This is a genomic window from Pseudidiomarina gelatinasegens (assembly GCF_004025325.1).
GTDB lineage: Bacteria > Pseudomonadota > Gammaproteobacteria > Enterobacterales > Alteromonadaceae > Pseudidiomarina > Pseudidiomarina gelatinasegens.
In genome coordinates this window covers 1-19,994 of sequence record NZ_RSFE01000007.1, presented here as the reverse complement: position 1 = coordinate 19,994, position 19,994 = coordinate 1, and the positions used below count along the sequence as shown (strand labels likewise).

19 protein-coding genes are annotated in these 19,994 nt (G+C 47.2%); 10 read left to right on the top strand and 9 right to left on the bottom strand.

From position 1 onward, the window contains the following. Positions 1–60: 60 nt before the first annotated feature. Both katG and EGC76_RS09420 read right to left on the bottom strand, forming a co-directional pair. On the bottom strand, positions 61–2,283 hold the full coding sequence (katG, locus tag EGC76_RS09425) for a catalase/peroxidase HPI (protein WP_128352746.1): 2,223 nt from the start codon (positions 2,281–2,283) through the stop codon (positions 61–63). Between the two features lie 144 nt (positions 2,284–2,427). Next, the gene (locus EGC76_RS09420) at positions 2,428–3,201 is read right to left on the bottom strand and encodes a nuclease-related domain-containing protein (protein ID WP_128352745.1); all 774 of its coding nucleotides are present in this window, start codon (positions 3,199–3,201) and stop codon (positions 2,428–2,430) included. A gap of 163 nt (positions 3,202–3,364) precedes the next feature. On the opposite strand from EGC76_RS09420, the gene upp reads away from it, so the two are divergent. The 4 genes from upp (at position 3,365) to EGC76_RS09400 (ending at position 7,325) form a co-directional block, all read left to right on the top strand. Continuing rightward, positions 3,365–3,994, top strand: a complete 630-nt coding sequence (upp, locus tag EGC76_RS09415) for a uracil phosphoribosyltransferase (protein WP_128352744.1) — start codon at positions 3,365–3,367, stop codon at positions 3,992–3,994. Between the two features lie 82 nt (positions 3,995–4,076). After that, the gene (locus EGC76_RS09410) at positions 4,077–5,696 is read left to right on the top strand and encodes a serine protease (protein ID WP_128352743.1); all 1,620 of its coding nucleotides are present in this window, start codon (positions 4,077–4,079) and stop codon (positions 5,694–5,696) included. Beyond that, positions 5,689–6,378, top strand: coding sequence for a hypothetical protein (locus EGC76_RS09405; RefSeq protein ID WP_128352742.1), 690 nt, complete (start codon positions 5,689–5,691; stop codon positions 6,376–6,378). The genes EGC76_RS09410 and EGC76_RS09405 overlap by 8 nt, the downstream gene beginning before the upstream one ends. Continuing rightward, complete coding sequence (locus EGC76_RS09400) at positions 6,378–7,325, top strand: hypothetical protein (RefSeq protein WP_128352741.1); 948 nt, start codon at positions 6,378–6,380, stop codon at positions 7,323–7,325. Before EGC76_RS09405 ends, EGC76_RS09400 begins: the two co-directional genes overlap by 1 nt. A 9-nt stretch (positions 7,326–7,334) precedes the next feature. On the opposite strand, the gene EGC76_RS09395 is transcribed toward EGC76_RS09400, so the two are convergent. Beyond that, positions 7,335–8,390 carry a GGDEF domain-containing protein gene (locus tag EGC76_RS09395; protein ID WP_128352740.1) on the bottom strand — a complete coding sequence of 352 codons (1,056 nt, stop codon included), beginning with the start codon at positions 8,388–8,390 and terminating at the stop codon, positions 7,335–7,337. Between the two features lie 157 nt (positions 8,391–8,547). Between EGC76_RS09395 and EGC76_RS09390 the strand changes: the two genes are divergently transcribed. Then, positions 8,548–9,342, top strand: coding sequence for a GNAT family N-acetyltransferase (locus EGC76_RS09390; RefSeq protein WP_220445681.1), 795 nt, complete (start codon positions 8,548–8,550; stop codon positions 9,340–9,342). On the opposite strand, the gene EGC76_RS09385 is transcribed toward EGC76_RS09390, so the two are convergent. Then, a complete protein-coding gene (locus EGC76_RS09385) occupies positions 9,310–10,527 on the bottom strand; it encodes an alkaline phosphatase family protein (protein ID WP_128352739.1) in 1,218 nt (405 codons plus the stop codon). The genes EGC76_RS09390 and EGC76_RS09385 overlap by 33 nt on opposite strands. A 127-nt stretch (positions 10,528–10,654) precedes the next feature. After that, complete coding sequence (locus EGC76_RS09380; protein WP_128352738.1) at positions 10,655–12,592, bottom strand: S9 family peptidase; 1,938 nt, start codon at positions 12,590–12,592, stop codon at positions 10,655–10,657. A gap of 117 nt (positions 12,593–12,709) precedes the next feature. On the opposite strand from EGC76_RS09380, the gene EGC76_RS09375 reads away from it, so the two are divergent. Genes EGC76_RS09375 through EGC76_RS09365 form a run of 3 tightly spaced genes read left to right on the top strand, consistent with a single transcriptional unit; the run spans position 12,710 to position 14,243 of the window. Then, a complete protein-coding gene (locus EGC76_RS09375) occupies positions 12,710–13,507 on the top strand; it encodes a DODA-type extradiol aromatic ring-opening family dioxygenase (RefSeq protein ID WP_128352737.1) in 798 nt (265 codons plus the stop codon). An 11-nt stretch (positions 13,508–13,518) separates the two neighbouring features. Continuing rightward, a complete protein-coding gene (locus EGC76_RS09370; RefSeq protein WP_128352736.1) occupies positions 13,519–13,797 on the top strand; it encodes a peptidylprolyl isomerase in 279 nt (92 codons plus the stop codon). Positions 13,798–13,805: 8 nt separating this feature from the next. Then, entirely contained in the window at positions 13,806–14,243 is a 438-nt protein-coding gene (locus tag EGC76_RS09365; protein ID WP_246013950.1) for a VOC family protein, read from the top strand. Positions 14,244–14,317: 74 nt separating this feature from the next. On the opposite strand, the gene EGC76_RS09360 is transcribed toward EGC76_RS09365, so the two are convergent. Next, entirely contained in the window at positions 14,318–16,207 is a 1,890-nt protein-coding gene (locus EGC76_RS09360; protein WP_128352735.1) for a DUF885 domain-containing protein, read from the bottom strand. Between the two features lie 251 nt (positions 16,208–16,458). Here EGC76_RS09360 and EGC76_RS09355 point away from each other — a divergent pair, with 251 nt between their 5' ends. Continuing rightward, the gene (locus tag EGC76_RS09355; RefSeq protein WP_246013949.1) at positions 16,459–16,794 is read left to right on the top strand and encodes a helix-turn-helix domain-containing protein; all 336 of its coding nucleotides are present in this window, start codon (positions 16,459–16,461) and stop codon (positions 16,792–16,794) included. 8 nt (positions 16,795–16,802) lie between these two features. Here the strand turns inward: EGC76_RS09355 and EGC76_RS09350 are convergent, their stop codons facing one another. Beyond that, positions 16,803–17,516, bottom strand: a complete 714-nt coding sequence (locus tag EGC76_RS09350) for a GOLPH3/VPS74 family protein (protein WP_128352734.1) — start codon at positions 17,514–17,516, stop codon at positions 16,803–16,805. Between the two features lie 25 nt (positions 17,517–17,541). Continuing rightward, the gene (locus EGC76_RS09345) at positions 17,542–18,660 is read right to left on the bottom strand and encodes a Fic family protein (protein ID WP_128352733.1); all 1,119 of its coding nucleotides are present in this window, start codon (positions 18,658–18,660) and stop codon (positions 17,542–17,544) included. Between the two features lie 257 nt (positions 18,661–18,917). On the opposite strand from EGC76_RS09345, the gene EGC76_RS09340 reads away from it, so the two are divergent. After that, positions 18,918–19,190, top strand: coding sequence for a hypothetical protein (locus tag EGC76_RS09340; RefSeq protein WP_128352732.1), 273 nt, complete (start codon positions 18,918–18,920; stop codon positions 19,188–19,190). 46 nt (positions 19,191–19,236) lie between these two features. Here the strand turns inward: EGC76_RS09340 and EGC76_RS09335 are convergent, their stop codons facing one another. Next, positions 19,237–19,671, bottom strand: a complete 435-nt coding sequence (locus EGC76_RS09335; protein ID WP_128352731.1) for a hypothetical protein — start codon at positions 19,669–19,671, stop codon at positions 19,237–19,239. Between the last annotated feature and the right edge of the window lie 323 nt (positions 19,672–19,994).

Sequence of the window (19,994 nt, the reverse complement as noted above, 5' to 3'; positions counted from 1 at the left end):
TTGCGAATTTCCTATAAAAAAAGGGAGCCGAGGCTCCCTTTATACTACCCTATGGGTTGCTTACTCAAGGTCAAAGCGGTCAAGGCGCATTACTTTCACCCATGCATCCACGAAGTCTTGAACGAAACGCTCGTCCGAATCGCTTTGCGCATAGAATTCAGCAATCGCACGCAACTCTGAATTTGAGCCGAAGATCAAATCAACAGGCGTTGCAGTCCACTTCAGGTCACCTGAGCTACGGTCACGACCTTCGTACACACCCGCTTGGTCTTTCGCTGGTGTCCACTCGGTGCCCATGTCCAACAAGTTCACGAAGAAGTCGTTGGTTAACTGGCCAGGACGCGTGGTGAATACACCGTGGTCCGCGCTACCGTAGTTTGCATCAAGGGCGCGCATACCACCCACCAATGCGGTCATTTCTGGCACCGTGAGGGTAAGCAAGTCAGCACGTTCAACCAATGCTTCTGCCGGAGACATTTTCACGTCTTGCGTGTAGTAGTTACGGAAGCCATCAGCCTTCGGCTCTAACACATCAAATGAGTCATCAGTCCATTCTTGCGTTGTGTCGTTACGACCTGCTGCAAATGGCACAGTTACTGAGTAACCTGCATCTTTCGCAGCTTTCTCAATTGCTGCTGAACCGCCTAATACGATCACATCAGCCAATGACACACGCTTGCCTCGCGGCAATGAACGGTTGAAGTCCTTCTGAACTTTTTCCAATGTGGCTAAGGTTTTCTGTAGCTGTTCTGGATTGTTCACCGCCCAATCTTTTTGCGGTGCTAATGCAATGCGAGCACCGTTTGCACCGCCGCGCATATCCGTACCACGGAAGCTTGCTGCAGATGCCCACGCAGTGCGAACCAATTCAGACACTGACAAACCTGAATCTAAAATTTTCTTCTTCAGATTCGCAACATCACGGTCGTTCACTAAATCGTAATCGATTTCTGGAATTGGGTCTTGCCAGATCAATGGCTCAGCGGGTGACGTATCCACAACGTAACGAGCACGAGGCCCCATGTCACGGTGCGTTAGTTTAAACCAAGCTTTCGCAAACGCTAACTCGAACTCTTCTGGATTTTCGTGGAAGCGTTTTGAGATTTTGCGGTATTCCGGATCAAACTTCAGCGACAAGTCAGTGGTGAACATGATTGGCGCATGACGTTTGCCAGGAATGTGCGCGTCAGGAACCAAGTTAGACGCTTGACCGTCTTTTGGAATCCACTGAATTGCACCTGCTGGGCTACGTGTTTGTTCCCATTCAAAACCAAACAAGTTATCAAAATATTGCATGGTCCATGCGGTCGGGTTCACTGACCAAGCACCTTCAAGACCTGAAGTGATGGTGTCTTCTGAATGACCTTTACCACATTTGTTTTTCCAGCCTAAACCTTGCTCTTCAACCGCTGCACCCGCAGGGGCTTCACCTAAGCATTCTTCAGGCTTATGCGCACCGTGTGCTTTACCGAAGGTGTGACCACCGGCAATCAATGCTACGGTTTCTTCATCGTTCATAGCCATGCGGCCGAACGTATCGCGAATGTCTTTCGCTGCCAGCAACGGATCAGGGTTACCGTTCGGGCCTTCTGGGTTCACGTAAATCAAACCCATCTGCACAGCTGCAAGCGGACGCTCAAGTTCACGATCGCCACTGTAGCGCTCGTCTGCTAACCATTTTTTCTCAGGACCCCAATAGACCGTGTCCGGCTCCCAATCGTCTTCACGGCCGCCAGCGAAGCCATAGGTTTTGAAACCCATCGACTCAAGCGCTACGTTACCGGTTAGAACCATTAAGTCGGCCCAAGATAAGTTGTTGCCATATTTTTGTTTAATGGGCCAAAGCAATGCGCGCGCTTTGTCCAAGTTGACGTTATCCGGCCAGCTATTGAGCGGTTCAAAACGCTGCTGACCACCGCCTGCGCCGCCACGACCGTCATGAATTCGGTAGGTACCCGCACCGTGCCAAGCCATACGAATAAAGAATGGACCATAATGACCATAATCGGCTGGCCACCAGTCTTGTGAACTGGTCATCAGCGCTTCAATTTCTTTTTTAACTGCTTCGATGTCGACGTTTTGAACCGCCTCAGCGTAATCAAAGTCTTGCCCCATTGGGTTAGAGCTTACGTCGTGGTCACGCAACGGTGAAAGATCGAGTTGATCGGGCCACCAAAACATTTTTGATTTGGCGTCGTTTTGCTGCGCCATCGCGCCTGACGAAAACGCCATAGTAACGGCTATCGCTGCTGCAGATAGCACTGGAATAGATTTCTTAAACATTGATGTTTCCTCCGGAAAAGGACTTTCTACGAGTCGTTTTGACTATAGTAGAAATAACCGATTCTGCGAGGCGATCCATAGCCGGAAGATTCGATTAGATTAATCGAATTTCCTATTTTCCCGCATACTTCATCAATACTTCTTTTACTTCGTTCGAATATAGCGGCTCAAATGGTACGCACACATATGCAACTCATCCTCACGCAACTGCTGCCTGCTCTTACCAATATAGTTTGGCAACACACGTGGGTTTAAGACCGAAATTTCAGCTGATTTGCCTAGTTCAGTTGTTTTTACGTACCACCCAGGGAACACAACAATACCTTTTATTGCAAAACGCTTACCGGTACTTTCAAACAATAGGTTATGCAACCATGAGCTAGCTGCCTTAACTTGCGTCACCGCATCACTCTTTATCGGTTTGCCACCGCGTAAAATTTGCTTGCCATTGTAGAACAAAACGGACTTGCCTTTTTCGGGTTTGGACATGGTTTTTGTTTCAATCACAAAAATCCCAGAACGATGAATTACCACGTGATCAAGATTAAAGTTTTCACCTTCAATGTCGTGAAATACTTGAGCGCCATCAAGGCGTAAGCGCTCAAGGAATTGACCCACCACTTTTTCACCATCACGCCCTAACTTGATGCGTTTAGACTCGCGGACTGCGAAAAAAATGCGCACCAGTGAAAATAAAATAACCGGTGAGAGTACTATTGAAAGTATTAGCGGATCAGCTATTTCCTGATGATACCAAGCTACCCACGCTTGCGTGATTGTCGTAACAATCACGGCGATTATTAATACGTGAATCACCGACTTATCGAGCATGTCGATTATCTTGTGATCGAGAGATTCGCCAGGGTTTCGCAGAGGCTTACTTGTTAGAGGCGATATTGATTTATATTTCTTTGTCATAGCTAATCCCTAGCAATTCAAGCGGGTGAACACCTATTTAATACCCCGAATATTCTAACTTGTCTAATCATGGTGTTTAGAAACATGGCCTGCAACAAAGACGCAAAACTTAAATCCAGCTACAATCTTAACGAATAACGATTAACTAATAACGAGCCCCCCTATGCCGCTTCATATAATCAAACACCCACTTGTTCAGCACAAACTTGGCTTAATGCGCGAAGCCGGAATTTCAACCAAAAGCTTTCGCGAGCTTGCCAACGAGCTTGGCAATTTACTTACCTATGAGGCCACCAGCGACTTTGCCTTGGAACCTGCTGCAATTACCAGTTGGAGCGGCGAGACGGTTGAAGTGCAGAAGCTTAAAGGTAAAAAAGTGACTGTTGTACCGATTCTGCGAGCTGGGATTGGCATGCTTGATGGCGTGTTGGGATTGATGCCAAGCGCTAAAGTTAGCGTTGTTGGGTTGTATCGCAACGAAGAAACCTTAGAACCCGTGCCCTATTTCGAAAAATTTGTGGGCGACATTGATCAGCGCATGGCTTTAGTTATTGACCCCATGCTGGCCACCGGCGGCAGTATGATAGCCACCCTTAATATGCTTAAACAGCATGGTTGCACACACATTCGTGTGTTGGTTTTGGTTGCAGCCCCTGAAGGTGTGGATAAAGTGCTTGAAGCCCATCCAGATACCCACATTTACACGGCATCATTGGACTCTCACTTGAACGAACACGGTTATATTATTCCGGGGCTTGGTGATGCAGGTGACAAAATTTTTGGTACCCGTTAAGGGGGCAATATTGTTTCAAAATTGTTGACGGTGGCTAACAAAGAATACTATAAATGGGGAAACTCCCAATAATAAAAACGTTATGAAGCTATTCACAAATCGCCCTATTGCATCACTTTTAGTTTTTTCATGCTGTTTGACTACGCCCGCACTTGCCTCAGATGTGCTGGTTTCTGCAGATTTCAATGTCGGGCAAGGGTTTAACTACCTTGTTGACGACCAGTGTTACGTGTTAACCCCAAATCATGTCATGGGCACCGCAACATCTGCCAACGTAATGTTACCCACACGCCAATATCACACAGCCGACGTTACACATGTTTTCGATGTGGACATGGCCATTTTGAAAGCTGATATTCCGGCAGCGCAATGCAACCGTAATACTTTTTTGCAGGTTAGTGATTTAAACAAGCTACTTGAAGTGTATCAAAACGGTGTCTTAAAAACTCGGTTGGCTGACGGCAGCGTGTTGCAAACGAAAATAGTCATAAGCGCTGTGGATGACAGTGAGTTTTTAGCGATCAAACCCGAACGTGCTGATGAGCCGTTTAAGCAAGGCTATAGCGGCAGTATTTTATTCGTTGCCGAGCAGGCGGCGGGAGTTTTGCTTGAGGTGGACGACGCAGGCGGTATTGTCTATCGCGCCGATGCATTAACGGCAATGCTGAACAAACATTTTGATATCAGTAGCAATGAAGAAGCTTCGGAGAATACAACTGATAAAGCCGCTGACGGCGATGCTGAAACCACCACAAGTTCGCACCTAGCAGGGCGTTTAGCGACCAACCAGATTAAAGACTACAGCGTCAAAATGCAGGAAAACAGTCCCGTAGAATTCGTTCTAACAGAACTCGATTCTGATAGCGTCAAATTTGCAATTCAAATACTCGATAAGCGCGAAAATGAATTATTTGAAGATAGCTTCTGGAGTAACAGAGCCTACAGTTTTGCCTTTACACCACCAAGAACGGATGAATTCACAGTTCGTGTGATTGGCCTGCAAGACTTCGGCAAATTTGATATTAAAATGAATGATTTTTCATTCGATGCGGAGTTACGCGGCGCAGGCAATCAACTTGAAATACCCGGTAATATTCGAGTAAAAATAGCGCCCAACGCAGTTGCTGAATACCCATTTAACGGCGAAGCAAATAGTCCCGCAGAATTCACGCTCAACGAAGTGGCTGGAAGTAGCTTCAAATACGCGCTTCACATCATCGATAGCGCAGGCAATGAGCTCTATAAAGATAGTTTTTGGTCAAACAGAAACTATACCTATGCCTTTACGCCGCAGCAAAATGACGCCTATACAGTACGGTTAATTGGGCTTCAGGGTTACGGACAAACCGATATCAATGTCAGCCAATGGAACACGAATACAGCATTAACCGGCGCGCAAAATGTGGTCGCGGCGGGCGACATTGTCACCAACAAAATTGCGGACAACGCGGTTGCCGAGTACCGCATGATGATGACTGCTAATGCACCTATCGACTTCAAACTTGAGTCGCAATCGCTTAGTACAAAGTTCCGGCTTGAAGTGATTGATGAAACCGGCGAGGTGCGCTATTCCGACTCATTCTGGTCTGGCAATAACAGTCGCTTTGTATTCACGCCGCTTTCGTCCGATGTGCACATCATTCGCATCACGGGCTTACAACGGCATGGAACGTTCTACTTTAAGTTGTTTGATTATGACTAAACACGTTTTCACCATGGGTCTATGGCTGGCATTTTCAGCCCATTTACTTGGTAGCGTTGTCAACAATACTGCCAACGCCAATCAAGTCAGCGAATTCAGCGAGTCATACAGCGACACGGTGAAGGTATCGGGGCAGTTCTTAAAAGGGCTACAGTTCACGGACGTAAATTTCGAAATAACACCGCATATCTATTTCCCGCGCGCCTACTTGGGTTCGGTTTGTGTGTTTGTGAGTAGTGCCGACGGCCGCTACAAATCCCAATATCAGTATACCTTTACCGAGCACGTTGAAGGGGTTGTGCCAATTGAGTTCCCCACTAAGTACACCAGTGAGTTAAATGATTTCTCGGCTGGTGAGCTCGGTTTATTAACCTCCGCACAACCGGATTGCGCACAGCTAAACGGCAACTATTTGATCAGCGCATGGGGAAAGCCCAATTCACTAAATGCCATTTCTATTTTTGTGCGCAGTAACGCACGACGCGACATTGCGACGCCGTTACTTAAAAGTGACAAGCAGCCCGGCGCAGCAGTTAAGTGCCAAGACCTACGCAGCAACTACCGTGTTTCGTATGACAAAGAATGTTTAATCACTGATGTTATGGCCGAAGAACTCCGGCGCGTTATTATTAAACGCCGCAACCTGCGCGCCATTCCTGATGAACTTATCGAGTTTTACTAATGGCATTATCCAAAATTAAACGCTTCTTCCAAAAGTGCGCCAAGGCCCTGCTGGGTATTTTCTTAACCAATGAGGATTTGCCCTATACCGCGACTGAGTTTCGCGACCGTATTTCGCTGAGCCGATTTAAGTTATTCATTCATGTGCTGGTTGGGCTATTTTGGCTACTGTTGCTCTATATTTTATTCATTTCAGCACGATTTTTAGCGACTCCTGACACGCTTTATAACGTGACTGCCCGCTCCGAAATTGTCACCATCGACTCATACCAAGACAGTGCCTTTGTGCCATGGCGCTTAGAGTCTGCAAAACGTTATGCCGAGTGTGGAAGCGAGACCTCCAACATGAGTGGTGAGCTACGCATTGCGCGTGACACATCAATGTACATAGAACGTGTTGGCTCGGGGCCTCTTTGGATTACGCTGAGCTCAGACTCATTAGCGCCCGTTGGCTATCTGCTTACCGACAGCAACGAACGCATTGAACTTAGCGACTGCGAAGCCTTTGAACTAACAGCTTCACATACACAAAGCTATACCTTACCCATTGACGGTATTATGACTGTTGGTGGTGAAGTAAAAGAAGCTTCAGTGCGTGAGCCCATACTTCACAGTGGTTCTGTTACTATTTCCGATAAGGGCGCGCTTTCACGGCAGTATTATCAGACGGATCCGTACCCGTTAGAATTGGGTGATAAGTTTTTTATTAAAGAGCCTTCGGTGCAAAGCTCTGGGTTTATTTACATCGATGAAAACCCGGGAATTAACATTACCTACAACGGCAAAGGCGATGTGGGGGTGATACAGCGCTACAAGTCAGAAGATATCATGCTAAAAAACAGCATTTGGACCAAGCTTGCACATGACGAAAGCTTGATCTTTTTGTGGTTGTTTTTGGTGGCGGCATTTTCATTTCTCAAGTTCATTATTCGTGTGAACATTGAATAAGTGACCAGACTAGCTGGTCACTGATGCGGTGCTAACCACCTGGTTGCGGCCTGCCGCTTTAGCTTTGTACATGTTGTTATCCGCAACCTGTAACAAGCGCTCAATCGATTTTTCATCAACTTGATTAAACGTTGCCGCACCAATACTTACCGTAACGTGAATACCGCCATTAACGGCCTTTTCGCGCACCTGTTCAATAATACGTTCGCCGAGTGCTTTGGCTTGCGCCTCGCTAGTATTTGGGCAAATAACTAGAAACTCTTCCCCGCCCCAACGCCCAACCGAATCGTATTCGCGGGTTGCCTCTTTTAATATTTTGCACAGCGCAACCAAAACCACGTCACCAACTAAGTGCCCGTGTTCATCATTAATGCGCTTGAAATGATCCACATCAATCAACAATACCGAAACGGGCTGCTTGTTGCGGCTAGCCAACGACAGCACTTTCTTCAAGGAATTGTCTAAATACAGACGGTTAAACACGCCCGTTAATGGGTCTGTAATTGAAGTTTTTTGCAGCTGTTCATAGGCTTCTTGGCGAGAGCGCTCATAAAAACGAAATAGAAAGATTTGTGCCGTGGCCACTTCAACAAAGTTAAATAAGGCGCCTAGTGAGAGGTTTGCTGTAACCCCTTGGCTTAACAGTTGATACAAATACCAGCTGAAATAAAGAAAAACCAAACCGCTAATCCAGCTACCACCGCTTCGGCCCAATAAGAAAAACGCAATGGGTGGCAGCATGGTTGCCCATAACAATGAATAGTTGCGGCCTTCCGCAAGGTGCACAAACGCAAAAAGAATAATGATTAAGGTGGCCATAACGGCCCAACTGGCCACCTGAAAGTTACCGCCACGGCTTACGAAAAGATAGATAGAGACGCCGAGAGTAAAGCCGATGAAGTCGTAAAAAGCGATATCCGCAGCATCGAACAAGGTGATATTCAGCACCCCTATGATCCCAAAGTAAGCCACCATGATAAGCAGCACGCTATAAATAAGCGAAACTTGGTTGTAACGCGGGTCTGCTGCATCAATGTCGGGGTGGTACTTTCGCCAATACTTCATGGTTAGAAATCGCCTTAATTTTTTTACATCCTAGCTTGGTTTTTTAGTAATTGGAATTAGCTTTGGTCAGGCACTAGCCTAAAGTCTAAAAGCGTGATTACATAAAGTCATGATGACATTCCAATTTGTACTGCGCGTATACAGGAAAGCACGCTGAATGAATGAAGCCACCCAAGTAAAACTACTACGCTCCGCAATGATTTTAGGGATCACTTTGTTGGTGTGCGGGCATATTGTACTTGCGATAACCTTTGCCAGCGACAATATTGGCCATCAAGGCTTTATTTTAGGTGCCGCTCTTAGCGCTTTTGGCGTCATCTTGTCACTACCAACCAAGATATATTTGACCTTGTTACTTATGGAACACGAAGAGAGCAAAAATCCTAATTTTACCCGCTCGGCAGAAGGCCAAGATCGACGCCGCAGCTCTGTTGCACACATCCGCACTGCGACAGAAGATGACGCTTTGAATTTATCCGTGCTGGCCAAGCAAACCTTTATAGATACCTTTGCAGCCGACAATTCAGAAGAAAACATGCGCCAGCATTGTGACGCAACCTACAGTGAAGCTCTGCAACGTAATGAGATTAATGACCCTAACCGCCTTACTTTACTGGCCACACACGAAGGGCATTTAATTGGTTTCGTTCAGTTACGCTGGGCGAACACACCGGACTGTGTGCCGGCGAAATCCGCCGGAGAGCTTCAGCGCCTGTATGTTGACCGTGATTGGCATGGCAAAGGCATCGCCCAAGACTTGATGGCGGCCGCCTTGGATGTATTTGCCAAGCGCGGCAACGATGTGGTTTGGCTGGGCGTTTGGGAACATAACCCACGGGCTATCGCGTTTTACAGAAAAATTGGCTTTCGCGAAGTAGGGTCGCATGTGTTCCCACTTGGCACCGACCCACAGCGCGACTTAATTTTTATGCGTGAACTGGGAACTGATTAGCGGTGCGAGAACCTCACCGTCACCATCAATAGGCGTCATCAGCTTAAGCCCAAGCAACTCTGCCATAAACGGATAGATATGGATGTTACTGAAGCGGCTGATATTAGCCTGGTGCTTAATTGCTGGCCCTGCGGCGATGAACAAGCCGTCCATGTCACGACTTGAATGAAAACCATGAGCGCCACCGTCACGACGTTGTTCAACTGCGCGTGAAGTAAACGACGCTGGAGCCTGCGTACCTAAAATAATTGCTGCCGTTCGCGGCCCATCTGTCACACCAAGTTGCGTCAAACTGGTTTCGGTTTCGATGAAGTAACGGCCGTCAGCCATTGCCCCGAGCTGGCTTCTCAAGTCATCAATTTGTTGCTGCGTTGTTTCTTCATTTGCGTAAATCATGAAGCGTGTTTGTGCGTTCACAGTTTCAAATAGCGACTCGTCTATCGGGAATGTTGAAACATCAATCATCGCATCCGCTTTGATGTCCACCATGCCATGATCAGAAACCAAAATAAGGTTTACCGGCACATCAACTTCGTTTTGAATGCGCTGCCAAAACTCGCCGATTAGCTTGTCGACATGCTTTACGGCCTTCTCAACCTGATGGGAGTCTGGGCCAAATCGATGCCCCATGGTATCGACAATTGAGAAGTATCCGGTAACTAGGCGCGGCCGAACGGGTTCAGGCAGTTTTAACCACTGAACCATTTGGTCAATGCGCTGCTGATTTGGCGCTGGCGTGCTGTAATTGAAGTAGTAACTTGGCGTGCGCCCGTTGATTCGAGCCTCTGACTCAGGCCAGAAAAATGTTGCCGCTTTTACGCCTTGAAACTCAGCTAAATTCCAAATAGGTAAGGTGGTTAGCCATGTGCTGTCTTTAACACCGTCGCCCATTTTATAGCGCTGCTTGCGCTCGGTGTCGTAGAAGTTATTGTCGACAATGCCATGATTAACAGGATATTGGCCGGTCACAATCGATAAATGGTTTGGGAAGGTTTTCGACGGATACACGGGTATCAGGCCTTCGCTACGCACGCCTTGACTCGCAATACGTTCGATATTGGGCGCACCATGCAACTCAATATAGTCATGGCGAAAACCATCAATTGAGATTAATACAACAGTTTGCTCGGCTTGAGCTTGAAAGCTGAGAAGAAAGAAAGTTGTCACTGCCAAAAACCGCATCATGATATTCGTACCGGGCTATTTTTAAGTGCGGGCTAGAATATCACAACATTATGACATTTTGATGGAATAAGAAGGGGGTGCAGTCCCGGGACTGCACCCCCTTCATTTGTTAAACATCTGCGCCAAACTATTGAAGGTAAGTTTCTAAGAACTTCAAATAAGCTTCTTGCGCTTCAATGCGGTTTTCTTTAACGGCAAAACCGTGGCCTTCGTCATCAAATAACACATATTCGACTGGCACGTTATTGGCGCGAATGGCTTCAACCATTTCGTCACTTTCAACCTGAAGTACACGCGGGTCATTGGCACCTTGCACGACTAACACAGGGGCTTTGATACGGTCAGCGTGGAACAGTGGCGAAATTGCGCGTAAGCGCTCACCATCAACCGCAGGATCACCCAATTCGTCGTACAACGACTGACGGAAGCTTTCCCACCATGGTGGAATGCTTTCCAGTGTGCGCACCCAGTTGGTGACACCAAAGATATTAATACCGGCATCGAATTCATCGGTAAATGCCAACGCCGCCATGGTTAAATAGCCACCATAGCTGCCGCCCATCACTGCGATGCGATCAGGGTCAACCCAATCCAACGTTTGCAGGTACTTTTTGCCGTAGACAATGTCTTGCAAATCATCTTCGCCATGGCGTTTATCGTCTAAATGGAAGAAGGTTTTGCCGTACCCTGACGAGCCGCGGTTATTCACACCAAACATAGCGTAACCATGGTTCACCAAGTGCTGAACCATCGCGCTGTAACCCTGACGCGTTTGCCCACCCGGGCCACCGTGAATAAAGATAATTGCAGGCACCTTATTATCGGCGCTGGCCTGATGCGGTTTATACAGCAAACCCGGTACGGTCAGCTCATCAAAGCTTTCAAACCGCTCCACGCTGCTTTGCACCAAGTGCTCAGGGTTCATCCCTTCGGCAAGCGTATTGCTAAGCTGTGCCACCGAATCACTGCCGACCTGCCATACCATGAGGTTTGAAGGTGACACATCGGAATTTACATAAAACACCATAGTTGATTCGTCATCAGAGAAATTCACGCCGCGCAAGTCACCCGGTGGGTGCTCTGGGAGCTGCACTTGCTTACCGGTGCTCTGATCCAAAATGCTCAATTCTGTGCGTGCGTCAGCGTTGACACCAACCACCTGATAGCGACCTGACTCTGAGAAGTACAAGAACGACACGTCCCAGTCTGCAGCATAGCGCTCGCTGTGTTTATCGTTGGCTATGTCATATTCCCAGGCTTGAAAGAACTCGCCTTGACCATCGGTGCCGTAAATGAGCTTGTTACTGTCAACCGTGAAGGTATACGCACTGTGTTGAATAGCGCCTTCGGTTGGGTTAAGTAATTTAGGCTCAACCGTGTCAGCCTGCAAATCCACTAAAAACAGATCGGAGTCAGCATTGCTATTGGTACGGCTGAGCGCCAAGTACCGCCCATTGGGGCTGACCGATTCAATGTTGAAACCGGTGTTGTTCTCAAACACCATAGTGCGACTAAAATCGTCGGCACTGTAACGGTATAAATCGAAATAGCGGTTATCCCGCTCGTTGGTCATCACGTAGAAATGCGTGTCGTCTTCATGCCATCCGGCAACCATGGCTTTCAACTCTTCGCCGGGTGTTAGATCCTGTGTGGTGCCGTCTTCAAGGCGCACGTACACATGATTTAGCTCGTTACCGCCTTGGTCTGCCGTGTACAACAGACGATTATCTTTTGGAAACCAACTAATACCGCGAATGGCGTCGGTGGTTGAATTGGTAAGCTGAGTCGGTTCGCTGCCGTCAACCGGGTAGCTGTAGACATTATAAATACCGGATGCGTCACTGGTTACCAGTACTGCGGTACCGTCATGATTAATGGATGAACCATACAGCGTGGTGGTATCGAAAAATGTCTGGGCGCTGTATTGCGGTACCGTCACTTCTGACGTGGCTTGCTGCACAGGCTCCGCAGCTGACGATGTTGGCTCTGGCGCTGGCGCTGGCTTACCGCACGCCACAAGCAGCAGGCTGCCAATAGTCGCTTGAAGGAGTAATGAAGTTCGCATGTTGAGTTCCTTGTTGTATTATCTCTTCGATATGGCCTGTTTTACTGCTTCAACAGAATTTAAAAAGTGTAGTCTAAATTTACCGGTCAACAAGGGTGTCGATAAGGAGATTCATAAATGAAACAAATCTTGTATATTGCTCACGGTGGCGGACCCATGCCGTTGCTTGGTGACCGGAGCCACGACGATTTGAACAATGCGCTGCGCAAAGCTGCTACCCGCATGTCGAAGCCCACAGCCATTATCGTGGTCAGCGCGCACTGGGAAACCGACGTACCCCACGTAACTACGGGATCGCAACCTGAGCTTATTTATGACTATTACGGTTTCCCGCCTGAGTCTTACACCATTCAGTATCCAAGCCCTGGCGCCCCCGAGCTCGCCGAAAAAGTGTTGAGTGCAATAACCAACCAAGGCCTGAAAGCCGTCGGTGAACCCCAGCGTGGGTTTGACCATGGCCTGTTTGTACCGTTGAAAATTATGTATCCAGCCGCCGATATTCCGTGCGTTCAATTATCGCTGCAAAACACATTGAACGCTGAAGCGCACATTAAACTAGGTAAGGCGCTACAAGCAGTTGACCACGACGGCTTATTGATTCTGGGTTCTGGTTTCTCATTTCACAATATGCGCGCGTTTTTTGCGCCCGATACCAGCGATGCCGATAATAAAAATGCCGAGTTTCAAGCGTGGCTGCAGCACACCTGCTGTGCAACGGACATTTCAGAGCGAGAACGCCAACAGTTGCTGATTAACTGGCAACAAGCTCCCCATGCGCGATTTTGCCATCCACGCGAAGAGCATTTATTACCATTGCACGTGTGCTATGGTGCTGCCGAACGCGCTTGCAACCAAGCAACCACGGTATACGCACTGAATAAAGAATCACGTATGTTTTACTGGCAAATTAATTAAGGTAGAAATTCATGGCACGCGCCCACGCATTGCATATTTTGGTGAAAACTCAGGAAGAAGCCGAAGCGTTGAAAAAACAACTCGCATCTGGCAAGAAATTTGGTGACCTTGCGCGGAAGCATTCGCTTTGCCCTTCAGGCAAAAAAGGCGGCGACTTAGGTGAGTTTGGGCGTGGCCAAATGGTACCGGCTTTTGACAAAGTAGTCTTTGGTAAGCCCACGCTGGAAGTGCATGGGCCCATAAAAACCAAGTTCGGTTGGCACTTAATTAAAACGCTTTCGCGTACATAGGAAAAACCATGAAACACGTAGTCATCATTTTTATTTTATTAGTAAGCCTAGGCTCTGCTATGGCAGCTGAACGCGAAAGCGTACTTGGTTTTGGCGGCGTATTTTTTAAAGCGGAAAACCCGACCGTATTAGCCAAATGGTACGAAGAACACCTAGGCGTGAAGCAAACACCCACCACTTATGAAGAACAACCGTGGGTGCAGGCTGGCGGTAGCACCGTATTTGGCGTCTTTAATGCGAAAACCAGTTATTTTGGTGCGGACGATCAGCAGTTTATGTTCAATTTTCGCGTGCGCGATCTTGATGCTATGGTGGCGCAATTACGCCAAGCCGGCATAGAGGTTGAAGTCGACCCAGAAACCCACCCCAACGGGCGTTTTGCGCGCCTCGCTGACCCAGAAGGCAACCCGATTCAACTGTGGCAAGAGATGACCCCTGGGGAATAAAAAAATCCCGTCCGTTGCAGCTACCAAGCTTCAACTGAACGGGATTTTTTATGTAGTTATACGTTCAACCGTAATTACATAGCTTGGTTTTCAGCAAGCGTTTCGCTGATGTACTCATCAATAAACTGCTCGAGAATATTCAACGGCACTGGACCATTCTGTAGCACAGCGTCGTGGAACTCACGAATATCGAACGCATCACCAAGTTGAGTTTTGGCTTTTTCACGTAGCTCAAGAATCTTCAGCATACCAATTTTGTAAGCCGTAGCTTGGCTTGGCATAACGATATGACGCTCAACCATTTTTTTCGCATCCGCTTCAGCGTTTGGCGTGTTGGTTACGTAGAAATCGATACCTTCTTCGCGCGTCCATTTCTTCGCATGAATACCTGTATCAACCACTAAGCGCACTGCACGCCAAAGTTCCATCGCTAAACGGCCGAAATCAGAGTATGGGTCTTCATAGAAGCCAATCTCTTTTGGCAAGAACTCGGTGTACAGTCCCCAACCTTCGCTGTATGCGGTGAATCGACCAAACTTACGGAACGACGGAATGCCTTCAAGCTCTTGCTGAATAGCAATTTGCATGTGGTGACCCGGAATACCTTCGTGGTAAGCCAAGGCTTCCATTTGGTAAGTCGGCATAGATGCCATGTCGTACAAGTTCGCGTAGTAAACGCCAGGACGTGTGCCGTCCATTGACGGTTGCTGATAGAACGCCTTGCCAGCTGACTTCTCACGGAAAGGTTCAACCGCTTTCACAATCATGTCGGCTTTTGGCTTGGTGATAAACAGCTCGTCTAAGCGCTCGCGCATGGTGTCGATAAGCGCAGTGGCTTCATCTAAATAGCGTTGACGGCCTTCGGCAGTGTCAGGGTAGATAAAGTCCTGGTTGTTACGCATGTGCACGAAGAACTCTTGCAAGGTACCTTCAAACCCTACCTTTTCCATGATGACACGCATTTCGTCGTGAATACGCGCCACTTCACTTAAACCAATTTCGTGAATTTCTTCAGCGGTCAAGTCGGTGGTGGTGGTGCGTTGCAATGCGTTATTGTAGAAGGCTTCACCGTCTGGGAATTTCCAGGCACCGTCTTTGGTGTCAGCTTGCGCGGCAATGTCTTCAACCGTGCTAATCAAGTTCTCATAAGCTGGCTTAACGGATTCAACCAAAGCTTGTTCAGCAGCACTCATCAGTGCGTTGTATTGGTTTTCATCAATGTCGAGGTTATCCACTTTCTTGGTGAAATCGTCTAGGAAAACGCTTGGCTCACCGTCTTCAAACGGCGCACCCGAGATGATGTTTTGGCTGTCGCTAATAACATATGGGTACACAAATTTCGGCGCGATAATGCCCTTCTCAGCACGAATTTTTAAGTTCTCGCTCAGTTGCGCAAACAGTTCTGGTAAACCATTTAAACGTGCAACATAGGCTTCGGCGTCAGCAACTTCGCTAATGCGGTGTTGGTTGATGAGCAACGACGCAACACTTGAGTGCATGCCGAACATTTGGTTTACCGGATAGTTATAATGACGCCATTTGAAGTCAGCAATCTCTTGCTCCAAATTTTGCTTCATTAGCAACCAGCTCACCTTGGTTTGATCATTCAGCTTGGCTTCGTCAATTTCCATAACGCGCGCCAGCTGTTCTTTTTGCAGGGCTAAATCTTCTTCAGCGCGTTGCTCAGAAATATCGTCCCACTTGTCTTGGTCTTGCTTGATACCTAAGTACGACTGATACATTGGGCTGCGCATAACATTTTCCATGAAAATGTCTTCAAACAGCTTGTTCGCTTTTTCCGATTCCGCTTGAATCTCAGCTTGGCTAACGGCTTGATCAGTCGTTGCCGTTTGGCTCTCTGCGACAGGCGCTGTCGCATCAGGATTCTTCGCATCAGAACATGCCGCTGCGCTCAGCGCTAGCGTCACCGCTAATGCTAAATGCTTCATTTTTAAATCAGACATCGGTTGTCTCCTTATTGTTATAGTGACCTTAGCTTAGCACCATACTGACTAAGTGGTCTATTTACGCAGCTGGGCTTGGGGTGAATCGCCGCAACTCTGCGGCAAGGTGTTAGCTGGAACTGTTCAATAAATCGAGGCTTCTGCTGTTGGTTAGATTCTTAGTTAGAAAATGGCTCATATCTGAACTGTATATAAACTAGACAATCAAGATTTCCATAGTTATCATATTTGATAACACGGAGAGTTACCTGATGACATGGAAAATCAGTTTTTATACAGGTGTAGATAAGGCAGAAAGAGGTAACCAAATAATGAGTTTGAACGAGATAAAAAATCGAGCGTTAACTAATCCAGAGGTAAAAGCTGAGTATGAAAAACTTGAATATGAATTCGATTTAATTGATCAACTGCTCACCATGCGCTCAAAGGCCGGCTTCACTCAGGCGCAAGTGGCCGAGCGCATGGGAACGAGCAAAAGTAATATAAGTCGACTGGAGCACGGGAATTCGAATCCGAGCTGGTCAACGCTTTTGAAGTATGCGCACGCCTGCGGCTTTGAGCTCTCGTTAAAGCTTAACAAAATATGATATCTCGGTTAGCAGCTGCTGGAGCCGGAAGTGGCAGCGGTTGTTGCAGCGAGCATTGCCGGTAGCATCACGGCAACCATTACTGCGGCCTGCACCGCATCAATCACATCTTGTGTTAGTGCGCCAAGCTCTTCACCTTTGGCGATTTGCTCAATGCGCTTCTTGTGGGTTTTCAGCTCTTCTTTACTGAATACATCTTTTAGTAGGTAAGCACTTTTCGCAAGCGCGACCATAAGCGCCACGCGCGGATCAATTTCGAGCGGCTTATCGAGCACTAAACGACGCATTTCATGGCGCAAATGGCGCTCTGGTTCGGGGTCAACTTCTGGATAGATTTTCTGGGTAAACAACCACAAAATTTTCTTTTCATCGCTTTTAATAATGCCGTCGGCTACCAGTTGCTCTGCAACTTTATGCTTGAGTTTGGAAATGTTCGCAACGGACATCACCCAATTTTTAAGGGTGTCGGGGCGCTTCTTCGCCGCAATTTTTTGCAGCACTTCATCCATCACTTGGTCACCCGTTGGCGACGCATCAAGCACCTCAATTTTATCTTTATTGTCAGCGTTCACTTGAATACGCTTGGCTAATAGCAACTCAGCTAACAGCGCCGCCGCCACCGTATATTCAATGTACCAACCTTCCGTAGTGCCTTTTTCGTCGTGCAATGACAGCAGCACAAGGCCTTCGTAGAGCTTCACTTTGAGTTCATTGGTGTGCATGGGTTGCCTCGTTATTGATGTTTTTTTAAATTAGTTGATACCGCGTACTGCGACCACCACCGGGCAATCTTTCCAAAATACCCTGTTCTACCAAATCACTCAAATGGCGGGTGGCTGTCGCTTTGCTGACTTTAGCAACGGACTGGTAGCGATTCGCATTGATGCCGTTTTCAAAATCGCCATCGAGTAGCCTATTAAGCACTTTGCGTTGTGGTTCTAACAATTGCTTGTTGGCATGTTGCGCCCAAAACTTGGTTTTAAATATCGTGCGCTCAATTTTTGCCAGTGCACCGTCTACTGATAATGTCAGTGTTTCGATAAACCAAACGAGCCAGGCGGTGATATCGGTGTCGTGCTTTTGGGTATGCTCTAGAATGTCGTAATAGGCGTTGCGGTGCTCCAGAATTGCCTCAGACATAGCAAACAGTCGAATGCTATTTTGGTCCGCTTGCGCTAGCGCTCGGTCGGTGAGCGCACGGGTGATACGCCCGTTACCGTCTTCAAACGGGTGAATGGTCACAAACCAAAGGTGTGTTATTCCAGCACGGACGAGCGGATCAATGCCGCTATTCGCAGTGTCGTTGAACCAGCTCAGAAATCGCTCAAGCTCCCTTTCGATAGCAGCTCTTGGTGGCGCTTCAAAATGTACTTTTGGTTTTGAAATGGGGCCTGAAACAATCTGCATCGGCGCATCACCTCGCAGCTCGCCAGGCAGTACTTTTTGAAGAAGCGAATCCTGCCCTTGAAATAGCCACCGATGCCACTGCAACGGCGTATCGGTGGCTAGCGGCTGCTGCCAAGATGTCACTGCATCACGCATTAAATTGGCAAGACCTTCACTGCGCTCTGAAACCTTAACGGGGTGTTGGTCAGCAACACCAAGCTGTCGCGCAAGCGAAGAGCGTACGCCATAAACATCAACCTTCTCGCTTTCAATAGCGGATGAAGCAACTATATTGGCTAGTAGAGCATCGAGCGTAAATTCCTCATGTCCGTCAACCAAAGTCATGCGACCTTTAAGCTGACCCAGTAGATCATAGGCACGCCGAAGTAATGGCTGCAGCTTGTCTTGCTGCCATTGAAAATCTGGCCACTGCGGATGCTGCCAAAGCCATTTTTGCCCGTAATTTTCCGAAGTTGTCATAAGTGCGCCATAGAGATTGCTTCGTGATGAGCCGAATGCGATGGATATTCGGCTCACTATATGAGCCAAATAATAGGTGTATTCGGCTCATTATGCAAATATTGAACGACTAGAGCATGCATCTAACTTTAGCCAAGTTGAATCAGTTTACGCGGATGCGTTGAAGTAAAATCGTTTTTAGTTAAAAACTTGTTGACTAACTTTCAATTACAAAGTGAAATCAATTTTAGTTTTCATAACAAAAAGGCAAAGGAAAGATGTCTACTCGTATCCAAGGATCGTTCGCTTCACTAATTGCTGTACTTCTCCTTTCGGGCTGTAACCCAAGTATGGATTCCATCTATCAGCAAGTTATCGATGATTCGGTACGCCAATACCAATTAGCTAAAAAGGGTGGTGATAAAATCGATATCTGCGTAATGGCCAGCGTTGTAGTTACTAGCTATTTACAAGCCAACGATGAAGCAAACTACCTTAAATGGAAGCGCATCGAAAAAAGTGATTGTAAGCAAGCTGGCATAAGCTATTAATTCGCTCAATTGTTACGATAATACCAAATAGCATTCGTCACCACAGTTACATCCGATAACCATGGTGGCTCACCAAGTCAACAAACACTTTATTCAACCCTGACCAAAATGATGAGCGCGATGTGTTTTCAGCTTTTGGCTCTGCAACACACTCTTGGCACAAACGTACATCGGAATGGCCTGGCACCCGCAAGCGAACGGGCAGCTCACAATTGCGTGCCGCACCTAATACGAACTGATGGCTGAACAAGCCACCATTGCGCTCTAATGCTGAAAGTAAACGCTTACTTAATGGTAAGCATTTTGCTGACCGGTCAACGACACTCGAAGCCGACGATGAGCACAGTGCTAATCGTGAATTATCGGCTAACTCAAACTCAGCACATCTTGTGTTTTGTGAAACCAACGGCAGACGAAGTTGGTTTTGAACATAGTGAATACTTTCAGATAACTGACGAACAACTAGTGAATAGGTTTTCATGATCAACACTCCCAATGGATTAGATTCAACTCGATGTAGGGAGTATACTGTTTCCTAAATAAATGATTAGATAGCCAAAATAGAATTCATTGTTTCCACAAAGAAACAGTTAAACATTTAAAGAGGGCTTACATGCTGAACCGCTTAGCCGATATGGCCATTTACGCCACCGTGGTCGAACAACAATCGTTTACAGTGTTACCGGCAGTGTAAAAATGACCCCCTAACGGCAATTGAAAATTGACCCCCTGAAGTAAACTAGCGGTTTTTCTCAAGAGGCCGCTTTCGATGTTAACTCAGGAGATGGTTGTGACCATTAAAGT